Source organism: Desulfurispirillum alkaliphilum (genome assembly GCF_055378285.1).
Map to the genome: position 1 here is coordinate 1791529 of NZ_AP042405.1, position 26208 is coordinate 1817736.

Below are 26208 nucleotides of genomic sequence, written 5' to 3' on the forward strand. Positions count from 1 at the left end.
TTCAGTTCATATATACCAATGCTTTACGGAAAACGACCTTATCGCGGTTCGTTTCACGGGAAATGGTGTTTTTTTGAAATTCAAGCGCCTTGAGATATCAGGCTTCAAGTCCTTCAGCGAGCGCAGCGTCCTGGATTTCCGCGATGGCATCACCGCCATCGTGGGCCCCAACGGATGCGGCAAGAGCAACATCAGTGACGCCATTCGCTGGGTGATGGGCGAGCAGCGGGCCAAGGATCTGCGCGGTGCCAGCATGGCCGACGTGATATTTGCCGGGACCCAGCGCCGCTCTCCGGCCCAGATGGCCGAAGTCAAGCTGAAGCTGGAGTCCGACAGCTTCCCCTACCCCTATTCAGAATTTCACGAAGTTGAAGTCATCCGCCGTCTCACCATGAACGGCGTTTCCGAATACCGCATCAATGGGGCCGCCAGCCGCCTCAAGGATGTGCGCGGTCTCTTCATGGACTCTGGCGTGGGCACCCGCGCCATGAGTATCATCGAGCAGGGGAAAATTCACCAGATCGTTACCTCCAGACCCGAAGACCGCCGGGGGGTCATTGAGGAGGCCGCCGGCATCAACAAGTTCAAGGAGAGCAAGAAAGAGGCTCTGGCCAAGCTGGAGGATGTCAACAATAACCTGCTGCGGGTGCAGGATGTCACCCAGGAAGTGGAGAAGCAGTACCACTACCTGAAGAAGCAGGCCGCCAAGGCACTGCAGCACCGGGAGCTCACCAGCAGGATTTACGAGCTGGAGGTGCAGGTGCTCTCCAAGCAGTACTTCGAGGCCAGCAATCTGCTGACCGAGGCGCTGGAGCAGTCCCGCCACGTTCAGGAGCAGCTGGAGGAGCAGAAGAAGCATATGGCTGAGCTGCAGGAGCAGCTGCAGCGTGAGCATCAGCATATTGCCCAGATGGAAGCCAAGCTGACCTACCACACTCGCCAGCGGGAGAGCTTTCTGCAGGAAAAAGCCCTGCTGGAGCAGAAGCAGCAGTCGATTCAGGAGTCCATGCGTCAGTTTGAGGACTTTTCTTCCCGCGAAGCGGGGGAGCTCACCGAGCTTTCACGCCTGCAGGATGCCCTGCAGGACGAAGTCCGTCACTTCAGCTCCCGCATCGACAGTGCCACCAACCGCATGGAGCAGCTCAGGGCAACCATCGCCGAGGCATCGGAGGCCCTGCAGCGCAAAAAGGAAAAAATCGAGAGCTATAAAGAAGAGCTGGAACTGGCTCGTCAGGACTCCTTTGAAACCCTGACCCGCATCACCAACTGCCGCAATCGCCTCATCGATATGGAAAACAATATCAAGGAGGCCCAGCAGGAGCTGGAGAACTGCCGTCGTGATCAGCAGGAGCTGGAGCAGGAACTGGGCACTGCCCAGCATCAGCACAGTGTGGTGCATGGCGAGTACGACGCTCTGGTGGCGCGGCAGGAAGTGGCGCGTCAGCGCCTGCAGGAAGCCCAGGAGCGCAAGCAGGAGCTGGAGAGCACCATGGATGGCCTGCGCAAGGAGCTTGGCGAGGTGCGCGGCAGAAAGTATGAAGTCGCCTATCAGATCGAGAGTGCCCGCAAAATTCTGCAGTCCCTGCAGGCCAACCCGCCGGCAGATTTTCAGGAGCGCATGATCGAGGCGCTGCACATTCCCGATCCCGCTTTTCGCGTTCCCGTCCTGAGCCTGCTGGGAACCCTGGCTCTGGGGTACCTGGTGGAAGAGTTTGACGGAACCACTCCTCAGATCCTCACCCGGCAGCAGCCAGCGGCTCCCATTGAGGGGGCCGTGCCGGTGGCGCAGCTTTGCCAGGCCGCACCGGGACACCACATCGCTCTGCCCGGCAATCTCTACTACGCAGAGCAGGCGTCTGAGCTTTGCCGCCGTTATCCGGGGCAGATTTTTGCCGACGCCAGTGGCACCGTGTACCGCGACAGCTGCTGCATTGGCAGTGCCGACCTCTCCGCAGCCCAGGCCCTGGATGTGCTGGACAATATCGCGCACCTGGAGGAGCAGGAGCAGGCGCTGCTGAAGCAGGAGGATGACCTGACCCGTCGGCTGGATCTCTCCCAGGAGCAGATGCAGCAGGTCTTTGCCGCTGTGCAGGAACAGCAGACCGAGTGCGCGCGCCTGGCTCCGCTGGTGGAAGCCAAAGCCGCCGCCATACAGGAGCAGAAGGCCATTATCTCCCGGGTGGAGAAGCACCTGGAACTGATGAATCGCGAGCGCCAGCGCATAGAGCAGCGCCAGGAAGAGTCGCGTCAGCAGATCCAGTCGCTGAACGAGGAGCTCAAGGAGCATGGTAACCGCAAGCAGGATCTGGAAGAGGAAATTGAAGACCTGACCCACAGTATTGAGCACCTGGAACCGCAGCTGGAAGATGACCAGGCTGCCCTGGGTGAGGAACGGGTGCGCCTGGCGCGGGCCGAAGAGGTACTGCAGTCCGACCGCAATGTGCTGGAGGAAAAGCACCGGAAACTGGCGGAGGTGAAACAGCGCAGCCAGGATATGCTGCAGCGCCTGGAGGAACACCGCCAGCGTGAGAGCACCTCGAAGACCGAACTGCAGAGTATTGAGAAGCGCCTGGAGGAGATTGACACCCAGGCCATTGAAAACGAGGAGATTATTGCCCGCACCAGCCGCGAGCTCGATGAGATGGGCGGCGAGGCTCGGCAGTTCAAGGACAGGCTGGCCAGCTACCGCGATTCCATTGAAAAGCTGGAAGAAAAGGAAAAAAACCTCTACCTGGTCATCGAAAAGAATAAGCTGACCATGGAAAACGTGACCAGGCAGGCCGATGAGAAAAATATCGAACTGGCCAGCCTGAAAAATCCTTCAGGCTCAGCGCTGCTCATGGATGAACAGGAAGTCCTGGATCAGCTCAAGATGTTGCGGGCTTCCCTCAGCGCCCTTGGCAGTGTGAATATGGAAGCCATAGATACCTATGAAGAGGTGCGGGAGCGCTATGAGTTTCTCAGCCAGCAGCAGGAAGACCTGCAGAAGAGTGTGGATTCCATCCGCGCCGGTATTGACAAGATAGACCAGACCACCAAGACGCGCTTCATGGAGACCTTCAATCAGGTCAACGAGAAGTTCCAGCTGGTCTTCCCCCGTCTCTTTCAGGGGGGCACGGCCTACCTGAAGCTTACGGACTCCGACCCCCTGGAAGCGGGGCTGGAAATCATCGCCGAGCCTCCCGGTGCACGTCCCAAGACCCTCAACCTGCTCAGCGGGGGCCAGAAGACCCTGACCGCAGCGGCGTTGATTTTCGCCATTTTCCTGGTCAAGCCGAGCCCTTTTTGCTTCATGGATGAAGTGGACGCTCCCCTGGACGACTCAAACGTGGTACGCTTCAGCTCCATGATCAAAGAGCTGGCCCAGGATACCCAGTTTATCATCATCACCCACAACCAGCGCACCATGGAGTCGGCCGACCGCCTCTACGGCATTACCATGCAGGAGCCGGGAGTCAGCAAGATTGTCGGCGTTGACCTGGCCCATGTGGAGCAGCACACCCAATACGCCCCCGCCAAAGGATAGAGTATGGATATCAACAGGGATCTGCAGAATCTGATGCAACTGGTGGCCTCGGTGACCGACGCATTCACCGCCGCGTTTTTCATTCTGAACTCTTCCCACACCAGCCTGAAGCTGGTGGCCTGCCAGACCTTGAGTCGCAATATCGTCGAGGACTTCAGTGTCCCCCTGGAGAACTCCCTGCTCGGGGTGATCTACAAGCATGGTAAGGTCTACGACGTCTCCCGCACCGAGCGGGAGATCCACAATTTTCCCTACTACGCCAAGGACGAGGACATCAAGTCCTTCATCGGGGTTCCCATCGAGGGGCAGGGTATTCTGGTGGTCGATACCAAGCGCCAGTTCGGCTTCAATGACCGCGACAAGAAGATCCTCAGCATGTTCTCCCTGCAGATCAAGACGATCCTCAACACCTATCAGCACTACAAATATTACGAGGAGAAGGCCGGTTACCTGGACATCGTGCACGGCTTCAACCGCATCATCCAGGAGGGCTACGAGTTCAATATCATCCTCTGTCAGATGGTGAAACTTCTGTGCGCGCGCCTGCATGTGGATACAGGCCTGATGGCTACGGTGGATCCGACCCAGAAGAAGTACCGCATCCAGTTTGTCACCGGGCAGACCTTTCGCAGCTCCGAGCGCCCGGCGGCGGACTTTGGCACGGGCCTCATGGGCTGGATCTGCTATAACAAAAAACCGCTTATCCTGGGAAATGTGCGCAAGGATGGCGGCAACACCTGCGCCTACTCCTTCAATGAACCCTTCCAATTCCGCTCTTTTCTGGGCTATCCCATCATCAGCGAGGGAAATGTGGTGGCGGTTATCGCCCTGCTCAGCGAGCGCGAGGAGTTCTTTGCCGCCAATGACCAGGCGATTTTTCAGCTGCTGGTCAATTACCTGGCCATTACCCGCGAATGCATGATTCTGCGCCACAAGTTCAGCGAGATAGACCCCCTGACCAGGCTCTACAACGAGCGCTTTTTCGTGCAGACCTACGACAGTATTGTCAAAAAGGCCGGCGAGGCTTACATTGTCTATATTGAGCTGGAGCGGGTGGATAAGCTCATGAACAAGTTTGGCTTTGCCACCATTGAAAAACTGCTGCGCAAAGTGGCCTCCTGCCTGGAGCGTATTGCCGGGCCGGGCATGATCGTCGCCGCCTTTACTCCGGGGCACTTCGGTGTGCTCATCCCCACCGAATACTCCACCGTAGAGGCCCAACAGTATATGGATGGCGTCGCGGAACAGCTTTCCGATGAGGCACTGGAGGCAGATGGCAAGAAGTTTCAGGTCTTCTTCCGCATGACCATCGCCCGTGGCAGCACGGGAGTGGACGCTCCTTCCGTGCTGGCCTACGCCCAGGGCAAACTGCATTCGGGCAAGGGGCACGCCGTGAGAAACGGCGAACTCTCCTGAGGGCATACCCGCTGTGATACTGAAAGAAATACTGTAACTGGAGGATCCCATGGTAGATTTCAAGCGCATTCTCGCCCCCGTGGACATGAGTGACTTTTCCCTGCAGGCACTGGACTACGCAGTGGAGATGGCCCAGAAGTACGGCGCCGAACTGACGGTCCTCAGCGTCGTCAATGGCTCCTTCTATACCAATACCTATATGAACGTGCTGGATCTGGAGAACATCGTGGACTCCGTGCACCAGCAGGTGGAGAAAAACCTCAGGGAAGTGGTGCAGAAGTACGACCAGTCCCCTGTCACCATCAAGACCGTGGTGGAAGAGGGCAATCCCTACCTGGCTATCTGCGAGTACGCCAAAAAGAAGCATATAGATCTGATCATCATGGCTTCCCACGGCTACAGTGGCCTGGACAGCATCCTTATCGGCAGCGTGACGGAAAAAGTCGTGCGCAAGGCCACCTGCCCGGTGCTGACCCTGAAGTTCACCAGCGAGTAATCCCGGACTTTTCCGTGAGCATTTTGGGGGACTTACTGCTGCTCAAAAGGGACAAGGCATCTCTTTTTGAAATGGAACTTCCCATGGTGTGGTAGCAGATGGTTTGACGAGAACACTGGCCAGACGGTCACGTGAATCCCAGCTCCACCAGGGCGCTGCGGTAACGCCGGGGCAGGAAGGAGCGCTGCAGGCTGGGGTTGGCCCGTTCGGCGATGGCTATCTGGTCGAAGTATCGACGCCACAGATCCTGAATGAATTCCTCTTCACGGTGCATCTGCGGAAGGTGCTCCAGCTCCGTGAGCGGAGCATACTCCAGCCTGCCCTGCTGAAACCACAGCGCGCTGGTGCGCTGCTGATCGGTAATTACCCACTCGTCATTGCCCATGCGCCTTCGAAAGTGCTCCCCCAGCAGGGGCAGGATGTTGTGACGCGGCCTGATCCGGCTCCAGAAGATTCCATTCCTGAGTTTTTGAAAGCGTACCAGCCCCAGCATGCGGTGGCGCTCGCGTATGGTACGGCGGGCGCTCTCTTCGATGGCGGCCAGGTTGGGGTCTCGCAGACGGTGAGCTGGCGCCTTTGCCTGGAAGAGGCGCTGTCGGATCAGGCGCAGTATGCTCAGTTCTATACCATCATCTTCGCTGAGAAAGGCGCAGCCGATGGAGCGCAGCAAACCGTCCGGCTGCAGGCGCAACTGTCCGATGAGGTTTTGCGCGCGTTCATCATCGGTTTCCACGTACCGTACTTCACCGAAAAGCACGGGCGCAGCTTCTGCCTGCCAGGGGCGTCGGGCCTCAATGGCGTCGGGCGCATCGCTTTCTTCCATACTCGCAGCCACTATACTCAGCAGCCCTTCAAAGGTGCCATCATACTGCAGTATATTCACAGCTCACCACTCAGGGCGCTGAGGCGAATGTCCGTGGACGGGTCGAACAGATCCGGTTCATCAAAGAGGGCTGGAGCGCCGGCGAACTTTGCCCGTGCGCGCTGCTGTTTCCGGCTCAGCAGACTTTCCAGCAGGGATTCGCGGGTCAGGTCGGCACTGTTTCCCAGGTAACGCCCGCCAAGGCAGAGGAAGAAGCGCGCGCGCTTCATCACAATCCCCAGCTTCTTTAAATCCTCCTCGCGCAGCCGGCACTGTCGTCGGGCGGTTACCAACTGTCTGGCGCCGCGCACGCCGATTCCCGGCACCCGCAGCAGCTCCTCGTAGCTGGCACTCTCCACATGCAGTGGAAAGGACTCCAGGTGATGCAGGGCCCAGAAGAGTTTAGGGTCAAAGCGGGTGTCCAGGTTGGGGATATCCCTGGAGAGGAGTTCAGCGGCGCGGAACCCGTAGAAGCGCAGCAGCCAGTCGGCCTGATAGAGGCGGTGTTCACGCAGCAGGGGCGGCTCCTGAGTGAGGGGAGGCAGGAGGCTGTCCTGGTTGAGTGGCACATAGGCGGAGTAGTAAACCCGCTTCAGACCCATGGAGCCATAGAGGTTTTCGGAAAGGGTCAGTATAGTGTGGTCGGAGTCATCGCTGGCACCTACGATCATCTGGGTGGTCATGCCAGCGCGGTGGTGCCGGGGGGCATGGCGCAGGTGCCGGGCTTCGTCCTGCCCCTGCTGAACCAGCTGTTTCACCTGACGCATGGGAGCGAGAAGTCGTGCCTTGTCTTTCTGGGGAGCCAGACGGGCCAGGCTTCCGCTGCTGGGCAGTTCGATATTGGAGCTGAGGCGGTCGGCCAGCAGTGAGGCCTTCTGTATCAGCGTCTCACTGGCTCCGGGGATGAGTTTGAGGTGAATGTAGCCTCCGAAGTGGTGTCGCCAGCGCAGCAGTTCCAGGACACGCAGCATGCGCTCCATGGTGTGATCGGGGCTGACGGCAACCGCCGAACTGAGGAAGAGGCCCTCGATAAAGTTGCGGCGGTAGAAATCCATGGTGAGGCGGGCCAGCTCATTGGGGGTAAAGGAGGCGCGCTCAATGTCGTTGCTGCGACGGCTCAGGCAGTAGGCGCAGTCGTAGATGCACAGATTGGTGTAGAGAACCTTGAGCAGGGAAACGCAGCGTCCATCGGCACTCCAGGAGTGGCAGACGCCGCTGGGCACGGCGGCGCCAGTGCCATGGCGGGGTGACTGCCGCGAGCTGCCACTGGATGAGCAGGAGGCGTCATACTTCGCCGAGTTACTGAGAACTTCCAGTTTGCGTGCCAGATCCACCACTCACCTGCCAGAGGAAACAATAAAAAAAAGGCTGGTTTATAATAAACCAGCCTTGCCGACCTGTACATGTTTAGCCGTTGATTTCATCCAGAATGGCTTCGATTTCAGGAATGCAGCCTCCGCAGCCTGTTCCGGCCGATGTGGCTTCCTGGACATCTTCAACAGTGCTCAGGCTCTGGCTCTTGATGGCTTCGACGATGGTATCACGATCAACGTCCATGCAGTGGCAAATGGTTTCAGACATAGTGCGCTCCTTGTTACTGAGGTTTCACAGGTGCTGCATACAATGATTCGCGTTGCCGTGTCAAGAAATGTTGATGAAAAAGCACCTGTGGCAGTCATTGGCTTGAATTCCCGACGTATTCCCAGTAGCATAAGCGTTGGCGCTTCGCCGGAACATTACTCCGAGGAATTCCCCATGTCACTGGATGCCATATATGCCAACGTATTGAATGGACAGCGCGTCAGCCGCACTGAGGCCCTGGAGCTTCTCCAGCACGGCGATCTGCTGGAGCTGGGAGCCGTCGCCAACAGTCTGCGCAACCGCAAGACCGATCCCGGCGTCGTGACCTTTATCATCGACCGCAATATCAACTACTCCAATATCTGCACCTGCAAGTGCACCTTCTGCGCCTTCTACCGCGATGAGGACAGCGCGGATGCCTACTGGCTTGACCGTGAAGCCTTCCGGGAGAAGATCCGCCAGACGGTCGAGGTGGGGGGGCGGCAGATCCTGCTGCAGGGAGGGCTGCATCCCTCGAAGACCATCGAAGATTATGAACTGATGCTGCGACAGATCAAGGAGGACTTCCCCGAAGTCAATATCCATGCCTTTGGCGCTCCCGAAATCCACCATATCGCCACCCTCAGTGCTCTCAGTGTGCAGGAGTGCCTGCGGCGCCTGATTGTCGCCGGCCTTGGTTCCATTCCCGGTGGTGGTGCGGAAATTCTGGCCGATCGCGTGCGCCAGCGCATCTCTCCCAACAAGATACGCGGCAGGCAGTGGATTGATATCATGAAAGAGGCTCACCGCGAGGGGCTGCGTACCACCGCCACCATGATGTTCGGTGCCGGCGAGAGCCCCGAGGAGTTGGTCGAGCACCTGGATATGTTGCGGGAAGCCCAGGATGAGACGGGTGGTTTCACCGCTTTTATTCCCTGGACATATCAGCCGGATCACACCGAGCTGGCCCGTACCCAGGGGGCCAGCCTCAGGAAACTGACCAGCTATGACTACCTTCGGGTGCTGGCTCTGTGCCGTATTTACCTTGATAATTTTGACAATCTGCAGGTGAGCTGGGTGACCCAGGGTGCCAAGGTGGCCCAGGTGGCCCTGCGCTTCGGGGCCAATGACTTCGGCAGCCTGATGCTGGAGGAGAATGTGGTCAAGAGTGCGGGTGTCTCTTTCCGCATGAGCCTGGAGGAGCTGGTGCATACCATCAGCAGCGCCGGTTATGTGGCGCTGGAACGCAATGTTTTCTACGAGCCACTGCGCCGGCACACTGTGTAAAATACCCGGGAGTACCTCTGGCAGTGTAAGGGTGGCAGTGTTGAGGTGCCGTTCAGCTGCTCTGTGTCACTGAAAGAGCGTCCAGGGCGTAGAGGTAGCCGCGATGGCCAGCTCCACTGATGACGGCTTTGGCCTTGTCGCTGAGGTAGGAGTGGTGGCGGAAGGGCTCCCGGCTGTAGACGTTGGAGAGGTGGACTTCCACATAGGGAATGCTGACGCTGAGCAGGGCGTCCCGCAACGCGACAGAGGTGTGGGTCAGCCCGCCGGGATTGATGATAATGGCGTCAGCGGTGCCATGCTGGCGGTGAATAAAATCGATCAGCTCCCCTTCGTGGTTGCTCTGGAAGCACTGGGTACTGATGCCGAGCTCGGTGGCTTTGGTGGCGATCATGGCGTTGATGTCGGCGATGGTCATGGTTCCGTAGGTCTGCGGCTCACGGATTCCGAGCATATTCAAATTCGGGCCATGGATCACGGCGATATGCATGGTCACTTTCCTTCCTGTTCCAGCACCTGCAGTTTTTTTCGGAAAGCCTGGATGGCTTCCATGGAGCGATGCAGGTCGTAGCGCTTGAGGTCATTCTCATTTCTGGCGATCAGCTGTTCCAGGGCGGCAATTTCCTCGGCGTACTGATCGGCATCCATGTGGCGGTAGACCTGCAGCGCCTTCTCGGGAAAGCCCTGCCCTTCAAAAACCCGCGCCAGGGTAGCCGTGGGCATGTAGTCAACACCATCGATGGTGATATGCTCGCCGTGCTGCCTGGCCTGCTGAGTGTCTGTTTCCTCGTCGAGACCCAGTGATTGGGCGTACTCCTTGTAGAGCTGCTCATCGGCCCGAATATCCTTGACATCGAGGACTTCCCGTCCCAGGTCGATAATATCATCCATATCCCGGGCAACTTCTTCCAGGGAACTGTTCCAGATGTCGTCGGGAATGCCCAGATACTTTTCAACGCCTTCAGCGGGGGGAGTGGCCGGTGGAATCGGCATGCTGCTGTGGGGTGCCATGGACTCGGGTTCCGGCTCTGGCTCAGATGCAGGTATGTCAGGCTGGTGCTCCTCCACTGCCTCCTGTTCAGGCTGCAGGGAGAGAATATCCTCAAGATCTTCTCCCTCAACGTCGAAGTCGTCACCTGTGAGGGGCACCTCTTCGTCCAGTTCAAAGCTTTCAGGTTCATCGTCAGGGCTTTCAGCCGCGCTGATTTCTTCCGTGTCCAGGGCGCTCAGCTCCTCTTCCAGGCTGCCGGTGGGTTCAGCGGGCTCGGGGACTTCGACTTCGACTGGCTCCGTGGGCAGGGTTGGCTGGACGGAATCGCTGTCCAGATCGCCCAGGATATCCTCGAGGTCTTCGTCGGTCTCCTCCTCGTCTTCCACGGGGGCATCCATGTCGCCCATGAGGGCGTCTGCGCCAAAGGCCGATGAGAAGTCACTGTCCTCATCTTCGAGGACGATGGTGTTGCCCTCTGCCTCGGCTTCGCGTTCCTGTTGCTCCAGTTCCGCATCGGTGATCTGGTCGCCGAGGTTTTCATATTCCTCCCGGGAAGCCTCGTCAGCGCTGTAGGCGGGCGCTTCTTCCGGAGTCTCTTCGTTGAATGCCTGGGCTGTTTCTGCCGCGGAATCTTCGTCTGCGGGTTCCCCGGCGCCGGGCTCGTCATCTGACTCCAGGAAGTCCAGGACGTCGTCGGCTTCCGCCTCCGCTTCGGCAGCAGCGTTTTTCTGCTGTTCCCGGTTGGTCTTCATCAGACGAATTTTATCTTCAAGTTTTGTGCGCTCTTCAGCGGTGCAGTACGGTAAAATCTGCTGCAGGCACTCAATGGCCTGGTCGTAGTCGCCTTCTTCTTCGTAGAGCGAAGAGAGCAGCCGGGTGGCCTTGATATTGCCGCGGGTGTGTCCCACTGTCTCCTGTAAAGCCTTTTTTGCCTCTTCGTTACGGTTCTGCCGAATCAGTGACAGGGCCAGGACGGTATAGGCCTGGTAGTAGTCCCGATAGTGGTTGATGCCTTCGCGGCAGACTTCTTCCGCTTCCTTCGGCCTTTCCAGGTCAAGGTACGCGACCGCCAGGGGCACAAAGAGCCGCGACTTGGGATCTTTGGAGAGAGCCTTGGTGAGAATTCTTACCTTTTCTTCCAGCTGCTTTTTTTTTGGCTTTTCACTCACTGATGTACTCCTGGAGGGCGAAGGGCAGAGGGATGTCCACGAATTCCCATTGCCCGGTGGCGGGCACGAGAACAAACCGTATTGCGGTGTCGGTGCTTTTCTTATCGGAACCAATGTACTGATTTATAATATCAAAAGGCAAGGGCAGTGATACGGGCAGATCAAAAAATTCCAGCAGTTCCACCAGACGACGGGTGCTTTTGGGATCAAGCCCAAGGAGTTGCTCTGACAGGCGGGCGGCGGCCACCATGCCGATAGCAACGGCTTCGCCGTGGAGATGGCTCTGGTAGTTGCCCCACTTTTCCACAATATGGCCGATGGTATGGCCAAAATTGAGGACCGCCCGCAGGCCGGTTTCCCGTTCATCCTGGGAGACGATGTGGGATTTTATGAGGCAGCAGTGGCGGATGATTTCTGAGAGCACTTCCGGATTGCGTGCCTTCAAAGCGGCACGTTGGCGGCACAGGCTGTCAAAGAGTTCTGCATCCATGGCGAAGCCGTACTTGATCACTTCGGCTATGCCGGCAGCGTAGTTGCGGCTGTCGAGGGTGGTGAGAGTGTCGGTGTTGATAGCGACATGGACGGGCTGGTGGAAGGCCCCTACCATGTTCTTTCCCCCTGTCAGGTTGACACCGGTTTTGCCGCCGACACTGGAGTCCACCTGACTGAGCAGCGTTGTGGGTATCTGGATGAAGTCGATGCCACGCATGAAGGTGGCTGCCACAAAGCCGGTCATATCGCCCACCACACCGCCGCCGAAGGCGATAAGCAGCGATGAGCGATTGGCACCGTTTTCCAGCAGCCACTCCTGGATGGCTGCGAAGGTGTCCAGGGATTTGTGCTCTTCGCCGTCGCCCATACAGTAGGTGGCTGTGGGCTGCAGACCGCTGTGTTCAAGCAGCTGATTGCCCCAGAGCTCCAGTATCCGTGGCTGCGTGATGATGTAGGTGCGGCGCTTGCCGATGCCCTCGGGCAGACAGAATCGGTCATCAATGCGAATGGGATAGGAGGTGGCCGCAGTGGCGCCGATGGGGACCTGCAGCGTGATCTGCTTCATGGGGTCAGTATCTCCTGGATGTAGGTGGCCACTTCATCGGGGCTCATGTTGTCGGCATCAATGATGTAGTCGCACTTCTTGTAGAAGGGGATGCGGGCTTCCAGCAGGCGGGCGAACGCTTCAAGGGAGGAGTGCTTTTTCACCAGCGGGCGGTGCTGGGAGTGACGTACCCGTTCATGGAGGGTTTTTGCGGAAGCGCTGAGGTAGAAGAGCACGCCCTGCTGCTTGGAGAGGGTGAGGTTTTCCGGTTCCATCAGCGTCCCTCCTCCCGTGGCGATTACCGAGGGAGGCGTGGCCAGGATATCCCGGAGTACGCGGGTCTCCAGCTCACGGAAGTAGGCTTCGGAGTGCTGGCTGAAAATGTCCATGATTTTCATGCCCGTTTGCTTTTCGATCACATCATCAACGTCATGAAATGGCAGGGAAAGTCTGCGCGAGAGGATACGTCCCACGGTGCTCTTGCCCGAACCCATAAAGCCGCTGAGAATGATATGTCGCTGCATTGATGCTCCTCTGGCAGGCCTCAAAAGCCCTCGTCTGTTGTCTGCTAAAAGTGGCGAAGCTGTTCCTGGTAGCCGTTGAAGTTGCGCAGCATCTCCTCCAGGCTGTCGTGGCCGAATTTTTCCATATACGCCTGGGCGATGACGGTGGCGCAGATCGCTTCGGTGATGACAGAAGCCGCCGGCACTGCCGTGGTGTCAGAACGTTCAATGGTAGCTTCGTAGGGCTCTTTTGTGTCAATGTCAATGCTTTTCAGGGGCGTATAGAGGGTGGGAATGGGTTTTTTGGCCACGCGGATGACCATGGGCATTCCGTTACTCATCCCCCCTTCAATGCCCCCGGCGCGATTGGTGCCGCGATAGAAGCGGTGCTGCTGTTGATCGAAAAAAATTTCGTCATGGACTTCCGAGCCCGGACGGCGGGCTGCCTCGAAGCCGATGCCGATTTCCACGCCCTTGATGGCCTGCATGCCCAGCAGGGCCTGTCCGATGCGTCCATCCAGCTTGTCGCCATAGGAGGCATAGTCGCCCAGGCCGGGAACCACTCCGGTGACAATGATTTCGATGACGCCACCCAGTGTGTTGCCCTGGCGGCGGATGGTGTCGATGTATTCGCGGGCTTCGTCATCCTGGGAGGTGTGGAGGAAGCGAACGATGCTCTGATCGGCGCGGGCGCTGATGCTGGTGAGGTCGTCGATATCCGTGGCCTTCACCTGTGACTCAATGGCGCCGATGGAGCATACATGGCTCTGGATGCTTACGCCGAAGTGTTCCAGCAGTCTGCGGCACAGTCCGCCCAGGGCAACCCGGATGGCGGTTTCACGGGCACTGGAGCGCTCCAGGATATTGCGTACGTCGTGCATGTTGCGCTTGAGGCAGCCACCAAGATCGGCGTGGCCAGGGCGCGGATGGCGTACTCTGGCTTCGGGGTTCTCTTCGGAGGCCAGTGGAGACATCATGGATTGCCAGTTCTTGTTGTCACGGTTCCAGACAGCCATGGTAATGGGAGATCCGAAGGTTTTTCCCCACCGGACGCCACTGAGAAACTCCACGGCATCGGTTTCGATTTTCATGCGACCACCGCGCCCGTATCCCATCTGGCGTCTTCTGAGGTCCGTGTTGATATATTCGGCGTCGATGGAAAGCCCTGCGGGGAAATTCTCCACGATGGCAAAGAGGCCGCGACCATGGGATTCGCCGGCGGTGATATAGCGCATAGATTTTCCTTCTCATTTGCTCGGTTTTTCTCTATTTTTACATAAGGCGCGGTTTCGGGCAACGCAAATATCCTTTGACCGGAACACGGAAATCCCGACACAGGACATACTGAACCCTATGCTTTCCACCTGGCAGCGTTACCTCCTGCGGGAGTGTTTTTTTTACTTTTTTGCCGCTCTGGCCTCGCTCTCCCTGATCATGGCTTCCAACTCCCTTATCCGTATGGGAAGCTCCACCCTGGAAAAGGGTATCAGCCTGATGAGCCTGGCGCAGCTGACTCTTCTCTCCCTGCCTTCCACTGCTTTTATCACCATTCCGGTCAGCGCACTGATCGCCGCCATGGCCCTCTCCTCGGCCCTGAACCGCTCCAATGAGATGGTGATTCTCTATTCAGCGGGCATCTCCCCTTTTGGCATCATGAAGGTGATCCTCTTCGCCTCGACCGTCATCACCGGAATCGCCATAGCCAACAGCTTTGTTCTGGCCCCTCTGGCCTCCAAACAGATTCAGCATGTCTATGCGGATATGGCGGAGAATGTCTCCTACCGCGTGATTCTGCCCGGTGTCTTTAATAAGCTGGGGGACACGACACTCTTCTATTATCACCTTGGCCGTGAGGGATTCCACGACGTCATGGTTGCCCAGGGCGACCTGGTGCTCAGTGCCCGCAGTGGCTCGCTGGTGCAGGGGGATGAGTCCATGGTGCTGCTGCTGCGCGATGGTACCATTGTCGATGCGCGTCAGGGCCAGAGTTTCACTCGCTTCGCCGTACACGAAATTCCACTGGAAACCGCAGTGGACTCGCTGCGCCTGAGCTACTCCATGATGTCGGTGGAGCAGCTGCGCCAGCTCAAGGGTTCCAAAGCCATCCTGGAAATACACAAACGCTACGCGCTCTCAGTGTCCACCCTGCTGTTCGGTGTCCTCGGGTTCATGCTGGGAGCACGCGGAGGGCGCTCCGGCAAGGGAGCCAGCGTACTGACCAGCCTCATGGTGGTGCTGGCCTTTTACCTTATCCGGGCCATTGGCGTGCACAGTATGGATGCCGGCCTGATCGCGCCCCAGCAGGTAGAGTGGATCGGCCCGGGGGTCATGGCAGCCGTTACCGTTTTCGTCTATTTCCGTTTCCGGAGGAATATCCTGTGACCCTGCTTCTCTATACCTTCCGCCAGTACCTGCACATCATCTTTCTGGCCATGGCGGTGCTGGTGGCTCTGTACGGTGTGGTGGATATCATCGGTAACCTTGATGATTTTGCGCACCTTTCAAGCCTGCAGATTGCCTACTACGTGGGGGCGACGCTGCTGATAGGCCTGTATCACCTCACGCCGGCAATCATGCTGATTGCCACGGTCATGTATATCACCACCATTGGCGTGAATAACGAGATGAAAATCATGCTTTCGGCTGGGATTTCCCTGAAGAAAATCTCCCTGCCGGTTCTCGTCTTTGTCTCCTGCGCTGCTGGCGCGCATTTTCTGCTGGGCGAACAGGTCTTCCAGCATATCAAGCCGGAAGTGGATGCCCTGCAGAAGTACGAAGCGCGCCAGCAGAGACCTCCCTCGGCGATCATTGCCGGGAACCTGTGGGTACGCAACTATGACGGAACGAGTTTTGCGCGCATCCGCCGTTTTAACATGGAGAACAACCTGCTGCTGGGGGTGGAGATTTACACGGTGCGGGAAGGGATGATTCAGGAGTATGTCAGTGCCGACCACGGCAGCCTGCAGGAGGGGCGCATTCATCTGGAGGGTGTGGTGATACGCAACTTCATGACCCAGCAGGTGAGCCGCCTGCCGGAGCATCAGGTTGAGTTTACCGGTATCATGGAGAGCACCAAGGCATCCATCAAGCCCCTGGAGGAGTACAGCTCCCGTGAGCTGGCCAGCGATATTGCCATCCTGCGCGAAGCCGGTCACCCCTCCCATCTCTATGTCTCAGAATTGCTGCGGCGGGTCTCCTACTCACTGGCCATCATTGTCCTGAGCCTGGTGGCCATACCCCTGGGCGTCACGGGCGAACGCAAGTCGGGTAAGATCTTTTCGGTGACCGTGGGCCTGCTGGTGGCCATGGTGTACTTCATAGTGGATTCACTGGCCATGACCCTCGGCAAAGGCGATGCCATCTCTCCCTACATCGCACCGTTTATCGCCAACGGCGTCTTCCTGGGACTCTTTGTCTTTCTTTACAGCCGCCACCGCAATATTGTCTGAGCGGCTGCTGGCGGTAGGCGCAACAGGCAGGCCGTGCAAGAGTCCAAGACAATGCAGGAAGAGCGAAGACCACAAAACGCATCAAAAACACGAAAGTGAAGGGGAAAAGAGCAAGGCAGGATCTTACGCAAAGCTTGCTGTATTGCAGAACCGAAGCGAGAGCCGCCCATTCCCCCGCAGGGCAAACAGGGCAAGGGCTGCGGTCAGTGGTGATGCTCGCCTTCGTCGTCCATGGCAGAAGCGATGGCCAGCCCCACGTGGAAAACGCCCTTTTGCGCTTTCAGGCGTCCATGGAGCTCTTCCAGAACTTCCGCGGTGCCTTTGGCGACGATAATTTCCAGGCAGTTGTGGTGGTCGAGGTGAACATGCTGGCTGGAGATGATGGCGTGGTGGTAGTCGTGCTGAATGTCCATGAGGCTGGCGACCAGGCCTCGCTGGTGGTGATCGTACACCATGGTGATGGCGGCGGCTACGGTTTCACCTTCCCGCCAGTCCTGGCGCAGCAGGTCTTCGCGGATGAGATCCCGGATCGCTTCGGATCGATTGGTGTATTTTTTCTTGCGGATGCGTTCGTCAAAGGTTTCCAGCAGGTCACGATCCAGGGAGATGCCAAAGCGTACCAGATTGCTCATGTGTGCTCCTCGCGAGGTGGTGTCGGTAGGGGAAGGACAATCTCAAAACAGGCGCCGCCGTCGATGTTGGATGCGCTGAGTTTTCCCTGCATTTTCTCTTCGATGATCATTTTTGACATGAACAGGCCGATGCCGGTACCGGTAATGATACCGCTGCCACGTCCCCGCTCCTTGGTGGTGAAGTAGGGCTCAAAAATTCTGTCCATGATGGCGGGGTTAATGCCGCCACCATTGTCGTGGATCGACAGCACCACCTGCTGATTCTGCAGGTTTACCTGGATGTGGATGCGACCCCTGGTGGCTCCTGAGAGGACAATGGCATCCTTGGCGTTCCCAAGCACACTCAGCAGCACCTGCTGAAACTCTTTGGGATAACCTCTGATCCAGATGTCCTGGGAGGGTTTGTCCACGCCCACCTGAATGTGGTTGTTGTCCATCTGGGCCCGAACCACTTTCAGGGCGCTTGACAGAGTGCTTTCAAGTGAGAACTGCTCCAGGGAGCAGTCGGGTTCAAAAATATCGCGAAACTCATCAATGACCCGCGACATGGTCTGGAGGGTCATCATGGTCTCCCGTACGAATCTTGCCATGGTTTCGGAGCTGAGTTCGCTGGACTCGTAGTCGATCTGCATCTTCTGAACCATCAGGCCGACGGTATTCAGGGGCTGTCGCCAGTGGTGGGCAATGGCGCCGATCATTTCCCCCATGGCCAGAACCCGGGACTCCTGCAGGAGCAGTGCCTGTTGCTGCAGGCGCTTCCGGGTCTCTTCCTGAACCTTTTCCTCCAGGTCGCGGTTCAGGGCACGCAGGCTTTCCTCCAGGGACTTCTGGGCAGTGATATCTTCGCCGATGCCAACATAGTGGGTTATGGTTCCATTATCGTCCAGCAGAGGGAAAATCGAGGCCAGCTGCCAGTAACAGCTGCCGTCTTTGCGGCGGTTGCGCAGCTCGCCAAGCCACTGACGGCCGGCGGTGATGTTCTCCCACAGGGCTTTGTAGTGGCTGCTGCACACGCCCTCAGGTTTGAGCAGTCGTGGATTTTTGCCCTGCACTTCGGCAAAGGTGTACCCAGTGGCCTCGGTGAAGCGGGGGTTGACATATTCAATGTTACCATCGGTGTCGGTGATCATCACCGTGCTGGCACTCTGCTCCACTGCCAGGGAGAGTTTGCGCAGCTGGGATTCGCGTTCTTTGCGCTGGCTGATGTCCTGGACAATGCCGAAGAGGCGGGTGAGGTTTTCGCCTTCCTGCTGCTCCATTGGTGTGGCATAGAGCCAGAAAGTACGCCTGGTATCATTGGCCGTGTTGACGCGGAACTCAAAGGATAGGCTGGAGAGGCTCTGGCAGGAGAGCTGGCTCAGGGCGTTGCGGCAGGTTTCGCGGACCATGCTCTGGTCAAGGGGGTCCACGTAGCGGTCAATGTAATCGTTCAGGGGCATGGAGCAGCCACTGCTCTGGCAGTCGCAGTGTCCCAGAAGGTGACCGTGTTCGGCGCTGAGCCAGATGTCACCGCTGGAGGCATCCATCTCCCAGCTTCCAAGCTGGGCGACCCGCTGTGCAACCCGCAGACGTTCGCGCTCACGTCGGATCTCCTTCTCCTGCTGATCGGCCATGAATATCTGGTGGCGTCGCAGCTGCAGCATGTTGCGGATGCGGGCCTTGAACTCTATCTCATCCAGGGGCTTGTTGAGGAAGTCGTTTACGCCGTCCTGCAGCGCTTCATAGCGCACCTGCGGGTCGAGATTGGCCGTAATCATCAGTGCGGGAATCTGCTCCTTGGCAGGCAGCTGGCGAAAATGGCGCAGGAACTCCAGGCCATTCATAGCGGGCATCATGTAATCCACCAGCAGCAGATCCACGTCATGGTTCTGGCACCACTGAAGCGCCTCAAGGGGATCCAGGTGCCCGTGAAACACCGTGGGTTCACCGAGTTCGCTGACCATCTCCTCGATAATGGCGATTATGGTCCTGGAGTCATCGACCAGCAGTATGTGCATGGAGCTCCTTTGTGGAGCCTCAGGAGGCTGACGCGCTCAGCTGAGACCCTGAAATCCGATGGAATGTTCAATGGCAGATCCGGCGCGGATCAGGTCACCTTCACCGAAGTGCCGGCCGTAAAGCTGCAGTCCGATGGGCAGTCCCTTTTCATCCAGCCCGCAGGGGATGCTCATGCCGGGGATACCTGCCAGGTTGCAGGAGAGGGTGAAGATGTCCTCCAGGTACATGTCCAGGGGGCTGGTATTTTTCTCTCCGCAGGCAAAAGCGGTGCTTGGTGTGGTTGGCGTGACGATGACATCCACATCGCTGAAAGCCTGCTGGAAATCGCGGGCGATCAGGGTGCGCACCTTCTGGGCCTTGCGGTAATAGGCGTCGTAGTAGCCGCTGGAGAGCACATAGGTTCCCAGCATGATGCGCCGTTTCACCTCGGGGCCGAAGCCCTGGCTGCGGGTCGTGGTGTACATGTCGATCAGATCCGTTGCTCCTTCGCTGCGATGGGTATAGCGTACGCCATCGTAGCGAGCCAGGTTGGAGCTGGCTTCGGCAGTGGCGATGATGTAATAGGTAGCCACCGCGTAGTCGGTATGGGGCAGGGATATCTCCTTGACAATGGCTCCCTGCTCCTTGAGCGCTTCGACCCCGGCCATGACCTGGCGACGGATGGTCGGATTCAGGCCTTCGATGAAATACTCACGGGGCAGTCCAACGCGCAGCCCGGCGATATTTTTGCCCACGCAGGAGGTGTAGTCGGGCTTGTCGAAGGCGAGGCTGGTGGAGTCGTTTTGGTCGTGTCCGGCGATGACGTTCAGCATCAGCGCAGCGTCCGCTACGCTGTGGGTGATGGGACCGATCTGGTCGAGGCTGGAGGCAAAGGCCACCAGGCCGAAGCGGGAGACGGTGCCATAGGTTGGCTTCAGTCCAACGACGCCGCAGAAGGCTGCCGGCTGGCGGATGGAACCGCCGGTGTCGCTTCCCAGGGCGGCGGGGGCCATGCGCGCGGCGACGGCAGCGGCGCTGCCACCGGAGGAGCCGCCCGGAACGCGGGTAGGATCCCAGGGGTTGCGGGTCTGCTTCTGGAAGGCGGTCTGGTTTGAAGAGCCCATGGCGAATTCGTCCATGGAGGCCTTGCCGATGACGATGGCGCCGGCTTCGCGCAGGCGGGTGGCCACGGTGGCGTCATAGATGGCGGTATAGTTGGCGAGCATGCGCGATGAGCAGGTGGTGGCAAGGCCCTTGACGTTGATGTTGTCCTTGACGGCAATGGGAATGCCCAGCAGGGGCAGTTTTTCGCCCAGGCTGCGGCGTTTGTCGGCGCTGGTGGCTTCTGCCAGGGCCTGTTCATTGACCTGGTTGAAAACCTGAAGCTGATCATCTTTGGTGCGGATGTTTTCCAGGCAGGCTTCCACCAGTTGCTGGCTGGTGATCTCCGAAGTGGCGAGGGCGTGTTGCAGTTGGGTCAGTGTTTTATGCAGCGGCATGAATGCTCCTGGCGAAGAGAGTGTTGAGGCAGAATGTGCGACGGCCTACTCGATAACCGGTGGAACCCGGAAGTGATCCATGTCGTGATCCGGCGCATTGGCCATGACCAGCTCAAGGGGCAGGGAGGGAAGTACCGCGTCATCGCGCATGACGGTTCCATTGGTGACGGCGTGGGAAGTGGGGGGGATGTCATCGGTGTTCAGGGCGTTGAGGGCATCCATGTAGCCCAGGATGCTGTTGAGATCCTCGCCGTATTGTTCCACTTCGGCCTCACTCAGGGAGAGCCTGGAGAGTCGGGCAATGTGCAGGACTTCCGCTTGTTGTATTTTCATGACAGGTGACTCCGCAGAAATTTTCTGCAAGTATAGCGCATGGAGTATTTCAGTCAACCGGGAATTTTCGTGGAAACAAGCACTGGTGCGGGCTTTTGCGATGTCGTTGCCGCAGGTTTGTCCGCCGACCCGCCAGGGGAGGGTGGGGCCAGTGTGGCCAGTGTGCAGATGCTTTTCCCGTGCGCCTTCGGCTGCAATCTCCCCTCTTCCCTTGCATCTGCCGCGGCAAAGTGTGATATATTTCCGACAGGCTGCTGAAGAATCGGTGGCAGATCGCAAAACCGCAATTCTGGAGTACATAGTTGCATACACAGGAAATAGAGCTTGATGTTGATACCCTGGCCCAGGTTATGGGCATAGGTGACGGAAACCTTCGCGAGGTGGAGCGTGTCTGTGATGTCACAATCTCCGGCAGTGGGAACCGGCTCCTCGTTCGTGGCGGCTCTGACCGGCAGGTGGAGCAGGCGGTGGAGCTTCTGCAGCAGGTGAATCAGCGCGTGCGTCACGGGGAAACCTTTGTGCCCCGTGAAATCCCCAGTTTTCGCAGTGATGCCGACGGGGATGTCGTGCGTGCCGGTCGCAAATTTGTGCGGCCCCGCAACGCTTCCCAGCAGTCCTACGTGCGCAACCTGCAGGAGCGGGAGCTGACGTTCGGCATTGGCCCTGCGGGAACCGGCAAGACCTATATGGCGGTTGCCTGCGCCGTGGAACGCCTTCAGCGCGGCGCGGTCGACAGGATCATCATCACCCGGCCCGCTGTTGAAGCCGGCGAAAAGCTGGGTTTTCTACCCGGCGACCTTGAGGAAAAAGTCGATCCTTACCTGCGACCGATTTACGATGCCCTGCACGACTTTCTCGGTGTCGAGAAAGTGGAGAAGCTGATGGAGAAAAAAACCATCGAAGTTGCGCCCATCGCCTTCATGCGTGGCCGTACCCTTTCCAGTGCCTTTATTCTCCTGGACGAAGCGCAGAATGCCACGCCGTCCCAGATGAAGATGTTTCTTACCCGCCTCGGCAACGGTTCGACCATGGCGATCAACGGCGATCCTACGCAGACGGACCTTCCCGCTGGTGTCTCCCAGGGCCTGCAGCAGGCCATCGATATCCTGCGCCACATTCCCGAAGTGGGCATGACCTTTTTTTCCAATGCCGACGTGGTGCGCCATCCGCTGGTCAGCGCTATCGTTCAGGCTTACGAGCACTATGAATCAGGAAACAAGCAATGAGTAATCTCATCGGTCGCTGGCACCAGTACTTTCTGGCCCACACCATCAAACAGCCTCTGGGGGTCAAGGTGATCGCCATGGTCACCGTGGTTCTGGTCGCCTTTTTTGCCATCCCCGAAGAACGGTTCACCGGAGATATTTATGAGGTCGGAGATATTGCCAGCCGCAATATCAAATCTGATCGGGAACTGCTGGTCATTGACGAAGCCGCCACCATACAGAAACGGCGGGAGGCCCATGAACACGCCGGGCTGCTCTTCGACCATGACCGCTCAGTGGAGCGCAGCTTTGTCATTGCCATCGAAGAGACTTTTCAGGCAGCGCGGCGCGCTGCTTCGGCGCCGGAAGGCTCCGGTGAAGTCAAAGAGCTTGAGGCGATGCTGGGGCGCTTTCATCTGCAGCCGGAGGTGCTGGCACACTTTCAGGAACGTCAGTTCTCGGAAGCTTTGGAGCAGCGCATCAAGCAGTGTGTCGGCACGGCCTACGGCCAGGGAGTTTACTTGCCCGGGAGCCGCTCCCATGTCTTTGACAACGCCTTTGTGCGGGATATCAGCACCGGCGGTGTTCAGCGTATTGTACCCGAGCGCCCTCCCCGCACTCCCTCCGAGGTGGCCGCGGTCATCGATCAGCACTGTCAGGAGTCTGCCGTGGTCATGTTCACCATGGCCAACCTCTCCCCCGATATCACTTTCAACGAGCGGGCAACCATCACCCGGCGCGAGGAGCTCTCCCAGCAGGTCAAGCCAGTCTACATTGTGGTGCGCCAGGGTGAGATGATCGTGCGGGAAGGCGAAATTGTCGACGCCATGACCCGTCAGAAACTGAATACCCTGCTACGGGTTAAAAGCTCCCTGGAACACTGGTTCTCCTTTATGGCCACCCTGATCATGGCCAGTATTCTGATTCTGATTCCCTGGAAATATTTCGAAAAGGCGCGCAAGAAGATTTTCAACAGCAGTGACCGCCTCTATATTTTCTTCACGATCCTGCTTGGCTCCATTGCCCTGGTGAAGCTGTTCTCCATTATTGCTGCCGGGCTCTCCTTCAACCTGCCCTACGTGAGTTATGACTACCTGATCTACGCTGTGCCTATCGCGGCCGGGGCCATGCTGGTGGCGATCCTGCTGGATCTGCACATCGCCATGATCTACACCACGGTCTTTTCCATCATCTGTGGCGTGATGGTGGGTCACGATATCAGCTTCGCCCTCTATACCTTCGTCAGCGGGCTTGTGGCGGCCTACAGCAGTTTCTCGTTCCGCAACCGCATGGATCTGACCTTCGCCGCCCTGTGGTCCAGTGCCGCAGGCGCTTTGGTCATGGTCTCCATCCTGCTCTTCAACGGCGATCTCTTTTCCTGGGGCGCCCTCTGGGCCTTTGCCTTTGTCTTTATCTCCGGGCAGATATCCATGCTGCTGGTGATGGGCCTGCTGCCCATCTTTGAGTCGGGATTCCATGTCACCAGTGACCTGCGGCTGCTGGAACTGAGCAATATGGGACATCCTCTGCTGAAGCAGCTGATTCTGCGGGCGCCCGGTACCTATCACCACAGCATCATCGTGGGCAGCCTGGTTGAGGCAGCGGCCGAAGAAATTGGCGTCAATCCCCTGCTGGCAAGGGTAGGGGCTTACTATCACGATATCGGAAAGATGAAGAAGCCCGAGTACTTCATTGAGAATCAGCGGGGGATCAACCGCCACGATACCCTGTCGCCCGCCATGTCCAGCCTGGTAATCACCAACCACGTCAAACACGGCATGGAGCTGGCCGAAGAGTACAGTTTGCCCAAATCCATACGGGAGATTATTCAGCAGCACCATGGCCGGACGCTCATCCAGTACTTCTACAAGAAAGCGCTGGAGGGTGGCGAGAAGGTTGATGACGAGAAATTCCGCTATGCCGGCCCCAAACCACAGACCCGCGCCGCCGCACTGGTTATGCTGGGAGACAGCTGCGAGGCCGCGACCCGGGCCCTTTCGGAGCCATCGCATACGCGCATTCAGAACCTGGTGCAGAAGATCATCAATAATATCTTCGTGGATGGGCAGCTGGATGAGTGTGAGTTGACCCTGAAGGATATCGGCATGATTGCTGCCAGCTTCACCAAGACCCTGACGGGAATCTATCACCAGCGCATCGAATACCCAGAGGACAAGAAGGAAGTTCAGGTTCCCAAAGAGAAGCCTGAGAAAGCTCCTGACGCTGAGCTGGATACCCGCTCCCGCCCCGGCAGTGGCAACCCGCCTATTCCCACGAAGAAAGTTCCCGCCTCCATACGCCACTTCACCCACCAGGATGTGGATATTCCGGGCACACCGGAAGCTGACGCCAAAGACAAGGGAGAGAAAAATGGCAGCAACCCTCAGTATTTCTGAGCTTCCCCGCCACTGGAGTCTGCGCCACAACAATCCTCAACACATTGTGGTCTATCTTCATGGTTTCGGATCATCCATGCTCTCGGCCAAGGCGTGTGCCATTGAGGACGCACTTTTCCAGCGTGGCTACTCTTTTTTGCGCTTCACCTTTGACGATATGCAGGCGGATCGCTTCTTTCACCTCACGGTGCCGAAGATGGTGGATCAGCTTCGACGCATCGTGGATACCCTGGCGGGAGCCTATGAGCGCATTCACCTGATCGGCTCGTCCCTTGGCGCCATGGTGCTTGCCCGCTACTGCGAGCAAGGAGCTTCGCCGGCGGTGGCATCTCTGACGACCCTGGCGGGCTCTTTTGATTTTTACGCCAACCGGCTGGAGGGCATGGGGGCAGATGGACTGCAGGTGTGGAAGGAGAAAGGGTTCGCCCTGTTCTACCATTACGGGGTCAATGACACCATTCAACTGGGAACTGCATTTCTGGAAGATGTGGAAAGCTATATGCCCTATCGGCTGCGGACACGGTTGCCCTTTCTGCTGATACACGGCAAACGTGATGAGACGGTCAGTTTTGAACAGTCGGTCGCCATGGCATCCGAGCAGCCCCTCGCAACCCTGAAGCTCTATGAAGCGGGCGATCACTCCCTGATGGGAGATATAGATGAAATTATCCGGGATATTGCCGGGCACCTGCTGCCCCTGAGCAGCAGGAACGCCGATGCGGTGGCCGACTGTGTGCACTCGCCGGCTGTACTGAGCACCATACAGGAGGAAATACAATGAAATGCGCGGTCATCGGTGCCGGCAGCTGGGGCACCGCCCTGGCCCATCACCTCGCTTCCACTGGTCGGGAAGTATTGATATTTGCCCGTGAGGAGGAAGTGGCAGAGGAGATCAACGGCTCGCGCCGCAACAGTCTTTACCTGCCGGACATGGAACTGCATGCCATGGAAGCCACCACGGACTACGGGCGGCTGTTCAGTCCCTATGAGCTCTACCTGTGGGCGGTGCCTGTGCAGAAGTCCCGCCGGCTGCTCCAGGATATCGGATCGTACCTGGAACTTGGCACGCCCATCGTCAATGCCAGCAAGGGCATCGAAAACGAGACCCTGCTTCTGCCCCACCAGATTTTTGCCGATATCCTGGGGCCCCACGCCAACGTATCCACGCTTTCAGGGCCTTCCTTTGCCCGCGAGGTGGTGCAGGGGGTGCCGACGGCAGTGACCATTGCCAGTCCGAAGACTCGCACCGGAAGCGGCCTGCAGGATATTTTCAGTAACGCGTCCTTCCGTGCCTATACCACCAAGGATGTCATGGGCGTGGAGATCTGCGCCGCCGTGAAAAACGTCATCGCCATTGCCAGCGGTATCTGCCATGGCCTCGGGCTTGGCCACAACGCCACTGCCGCCCTGATTACCCGTGGTCTGGCCGAAATCACCCGCCTGGTGGTCAAGTGCGGAGGCCACAGTCAGACTGCCAGCGGCCTTGCCGGAGTGGGCGATCTGGTGCTCACCTGTACCGGTGGCCTCAGTCGCAATCGCACTGTGGGAGAGCGGCTGGCCAGGGGGGAAACCCTTGGCGATATCACGGCGGGTATGAACATGGTGGCGGAAGGCGTTCAGACCTGCCAGTCCACCCACGAGCTGGCGCTGCAGAAGGGTGTGGATATGCCCATAACGGCGGAAGCTTACCGTATTCTCTTTGAGGACAAGGACGTCTGTCAGGGAATTCGCGATCTCATGAACCGCGACCTCAAGGCCGAGCACTGGAGCTGAGTCGTGGGGGTGGAAATTTGTCCTGGAAAACAAAATCAGCGCAAAACCACATTTACAAAGGACCGCTTCTCAGGTAGTATTTTTGCCTGAAACTGACCATG

Annotated in this window: 22 protein-coding genes; 10 read left to right on the forward strand and 12 right to left on the reverse strand. The window is 58.1% G+C overall.

Annotation, left to right across the window (positions count from 1 at the left end):
* The first annotated feature begins 73 nt into the window (after positions 1-73).
* From ACZ46I_RS08030 to ACZ46I_RS08040, 3 genes are read left to right on the forward strand one after another with little or no spacing between them, the layout of a single operon-like run.
* Positions 74-3526 (forward strand): AAA family ATPase, encoded by a 3453-nt coding sequence (locus ACZ46I_RS08030; protein ID WP_464280466.1) that lies wholly within the window; start codon positions 74-76, stop codon positions 3524-3526.
* 3 nt (positions 3527-3529) lie between these two features.
* The gene (locus ACZ46I_RS08035; protein ID WP_464280467.1) at positions 3530-4942 is read left to right on the forward strand and encodes a sensor domain-containing diguanylate cyclase; all 1413 of its coding nucleotides are present in this window, start codon (positions 3530-3532) and stop codon (positions 4940-4942) included.
* A gap of 49 nt (positions 4943-4991) precedes the next feature.
* Positions 4992-5438 carry a universal stress protein gene (locus ACZ46I_RS08040; protein ID WP_013506448.1) on the forward strand — a complete coding sequence of 149 codons (447 nt, stop codon included), beginning with the start codon at positions 4992-4994 and terminating at the stop codon, positions 5436-5438.
* Between the two features lie 127 nt (positions 5439-5565).
* On the opposite strand, the gene ACZ46I_RS08045 is transcribed toward ACZ46I_RS08040, so the two are convergent.
* From ACZ46I_RS08045 to ACZ46I_RS08055, 3 genes are all read right to left on the reverse strand, one after another.
* Positions 5566-6321, reverse strand: a complete 756-nt coding sequence (locus ACZ46I_RS08045) for a TIGR03915 family putative DNA repair protein (protein WP_464280468.1) — start codon at positions 6319-6321, stop codon at positions 5566-5568.
* Positions 6318-7634, reverse strand: coding sequence for a putative DNA modification/repair radical SAM protein (locus ACZ46I_RS08050; protein WP_464280469.1), 1317 nt, complete (start codon positions 7632-7634; stop codon positions 6318-6320). Before ACZ46I_RS08050 ends, ACZ46I_RS08045 begins: the two co-directional genes overlap by 4 nt.
* A 73-nt stretch (positions 7635-7707) precedes the next feature.
* On the reverse strand, positions 7708-7881 hold the full coding sequence (locus tag ACZ46I_RS08055; RefSeq protein WP_013506445.1) for a (2Fe-2S)-binding protein: 174 nt from the start codon (positions 7879-7881) through the stop codon (positions 7708-7710).
* 174 nt (positions 7882-8055) lie between these two features.
* Between ACZ46I_RS08055 and mqnC the strand changes: the two genes are divergently transcribed.
* Positions 8056-9147 (forward strand): cyclic dehypoxanthinyl futalosine synthase, encoded by a 1092-nt coding sequence (gene mqnC, locus ACZ46I_RS08060; RefSeq protein ID WP_226507785.1) that lies wholly within the window; start codon positions 8056-8058, stop codon positions 9145-9147.
* 52 nt (positions 9148-9199) lie between these two features.
* Here the strand turns inward: mqnC and aroQ are convergent, their stop codons facing one another.
* Genes aroQ through aroC form a run of 5 tightly spaced genes read right to left on the reverse strand, consistent with a single transcriptional unit; the run spans position 9200 to position 14078 of the window.
* On the reverse strand, positions 9200-9634 hold the full coding sequence (gene aroQ / locus ACZ46I_RS08065; RefSeq protein ID WP_226507784.1) for a type II 3-dehydroquinate dehydratase: 435 nt from the start codon (positions 9632-9634) through the stop codon (positions 9200-9202).
* 2 nt (positions 9635-9636) lie between these two features.
* Positions 9637-11304 carry a tetratricopeptide repeat protein gene (locus tag ACZ46I_RS08070; protein WP_464280470.1) on the reverse strand — a complete coding sequence of 556 codons (1668 nt, stop codon included), beginning with the start codon at positions 11302-11304 and terminating at the stop codon, positions 9637-9639.
* Positions 11297-12361 carry a 3-dehydroquinate synthase gene (gene aroB / locus ACZ46I_RS08075; protein ID WP_464280471.1) on the reverse strand — a complete coding sequence of 355 codons (1065 nt, stop codon included), beginning with the start codon at positions 12359-12361 and terminating at the stop codon, positions 11297-11299. Before aroB ends, ACZ46I_RS08070 begins: the two co-directional genes overlap by 8 nt.
* On the reverse strand, positions 12358-12864 hold the full coding sequence (locus tag ACZ46I_RS08080; protein ID WP_013506440.1) for a shikimate kinase: 507 nt from the start codon (positions 12862-12864) through the stop codon (positions 12358-12360). The genes aroB and ACZ46I_RS08080 overlap by 4 nt, the downstream gene beginning before the upstream one ends.
* Before the next feature lie 44 nt (positions 12865-12908).
* Entirely contained in the window at positions 12909-14078 is a 1170-nt protein-coding gene (gene aroC / locus ACZ46I_RS08085) for a chorismate synthase (protein ID WP_464280472.1), read from the reverse strand.
* Positions 14079-14196: 118 nt separating this feature from the next.
* Here aroC and ACZ46I_RS08090 point away from each other — a divergent pair, with 118 nt between their 5' ends.
* Together ACZ46I_RS08090 and ACZ46I_RS08095 are read left to right on the forward strand one after the other, a co-directional pair.
* The gene (locus ACZ46I_RS08090; protein WP_013506438.1) at positions 14197-15225 is read left to right on the forward strand and encodes an LptF/LptG family permease; all 1029 of its coding nucleotides are present in this window, start codon (positions 14197-14199) and stop codon (positions 15223-15225) included.
* The gene (locus ACZ46I_RS08095) at positions 15222-16292 is read left to right on the forward strand and encodes an LptF/LptG family permease (protein ID WP_013506437.1); all 1071 of its coding nucleotides are present in this window, start codon (positions 15222-15224) and stop codon (positions 16290-16292) included. Before ACZ46I_RS08090 ends, ACZ46I_RS08095 begins: the two co-directional genes overlap by 4 nt.
* A 203-nt stretch (positions 16293-16495) precedes the next feature.
* Here the strand turns inward: ACZ46I_RS08095 and nikR are convergent, their stop codons facing one another.
* The 4 genes from nikR to gatC are packed head-to-tail and all read right to left on the reverse strand — an operon-like array spanning position 16496 to position 20733.
* Positions 16496-16924: a nickel-responsive transcriptional regulator NikR gene (gene nikR / locus ACZ46I_RS08100; protein WP_013506436.1), complete on the reverse strand. Its 429-nt coding sequence runs from the start codon at positions 16922-16924 to the stop codon at positions 16496-16498.
* Complete coding sequence (locus tag ACZ46I_RS08105) at positions 16921-18921, reverse strand: PAS domain S-box protein (RefSeq protein ID WP_464280473.1); 2001 nt, start codon at positions 18919-18921, stop codon at positions 16921-16923. The genes nikR and ACZ46I_RS08105 overlap by 4 nt, the downstream gene beginning before the upstream one ends.
* Positions 18922-18957: 36 nt before the next feature.
* Positions 18958-20400, reverse strand: coding sequence for an Asp-tRNA(Asn)/Glu-tRNA(Gln) amidotransferase subunit GatA (gene gatA, locus ACZ46I_RS08110; protein WP_464280474.1), 1443 nt, complete (start codon positions 20398-20400; stop codon positions 18958-18960).
* 45 nt (positions 20401-20445) lie between these two features.
* Complete coding sequence (gene gatC / locus ACZ46I_RS08115) at positions 20446-20733, reverse strand: Asp-tRNA(Asn)/Glu-tRNA(Gln) amidotransferase subunit GatC (RefSeq protein ID WP_226507780.1); 288 nt, start codon at positions 20731-20733, stop codon at positions 20446-20448.
* Positions 20734-21035: 302 nt separating this feature from the next.
* Here gatC and ACZ46I_RS08120 point away from each other — a divergent pair, with 302 nt between their 5' ends.
* The 4 genes from ACZ46I_RS08120 to ACZ46I_RS08135 are packed head-to-tail and all read left to right on the forward strand — an operon-like array spanning position 21036 to position 26107.
* Positions 21036-21959: a PhoH family protein gene (locus ACZ46I_RS08120; RefSeq protein WP_464280475.1), complete on the forward strand. Its 924-nt coding sequence runs from the start codon at positions 21036-21038 to the stop codon at positions 21957-21959.
* Positions 21956-24334: an HD family phosphohydrolase gene (locus ACZ46I_RS08125; protein WP_464280476.1), complete on the forward strand. Its 2379-nt coding sequence runs from the start codon at positions 21956-21958 to the stop codon at positions 24332-24334. Before ACZ46I_RS08120 ends, ACZ46I_RS08125 begins: the two co-directional genes overlap by 4 nt.
* Entirely contained in the window at positions 24309-25115 is an 807-nt protein-coding gene (locus ACZ46I_RS08130) for an alpha/beta hydrolase (protein ID WP_013506430.1), read from the forward strand. The genes ACZ46I_RS08125 and ACZ46I_RS08130 overlap by 26 nt, the downstream gene beginning before the upstream one ends.
* A complete protein-coding gene (locus tag ACZ46I_RS08135; protein WP_464280477.1) occupies positions 25112-26107 on the forward strand; it encodes an NAD(P)H-dependent glycerol-3-phosphate dehydrogenase in 996 nt (331 codons plus the stop codon). Before ACZ46I_RS08130 ends, ACZ46I_RS08135 begins: the two co-directional genes overlap by 4 nt.
* Positions 26108-26208 lie beyond the last annotated feature (101 nt).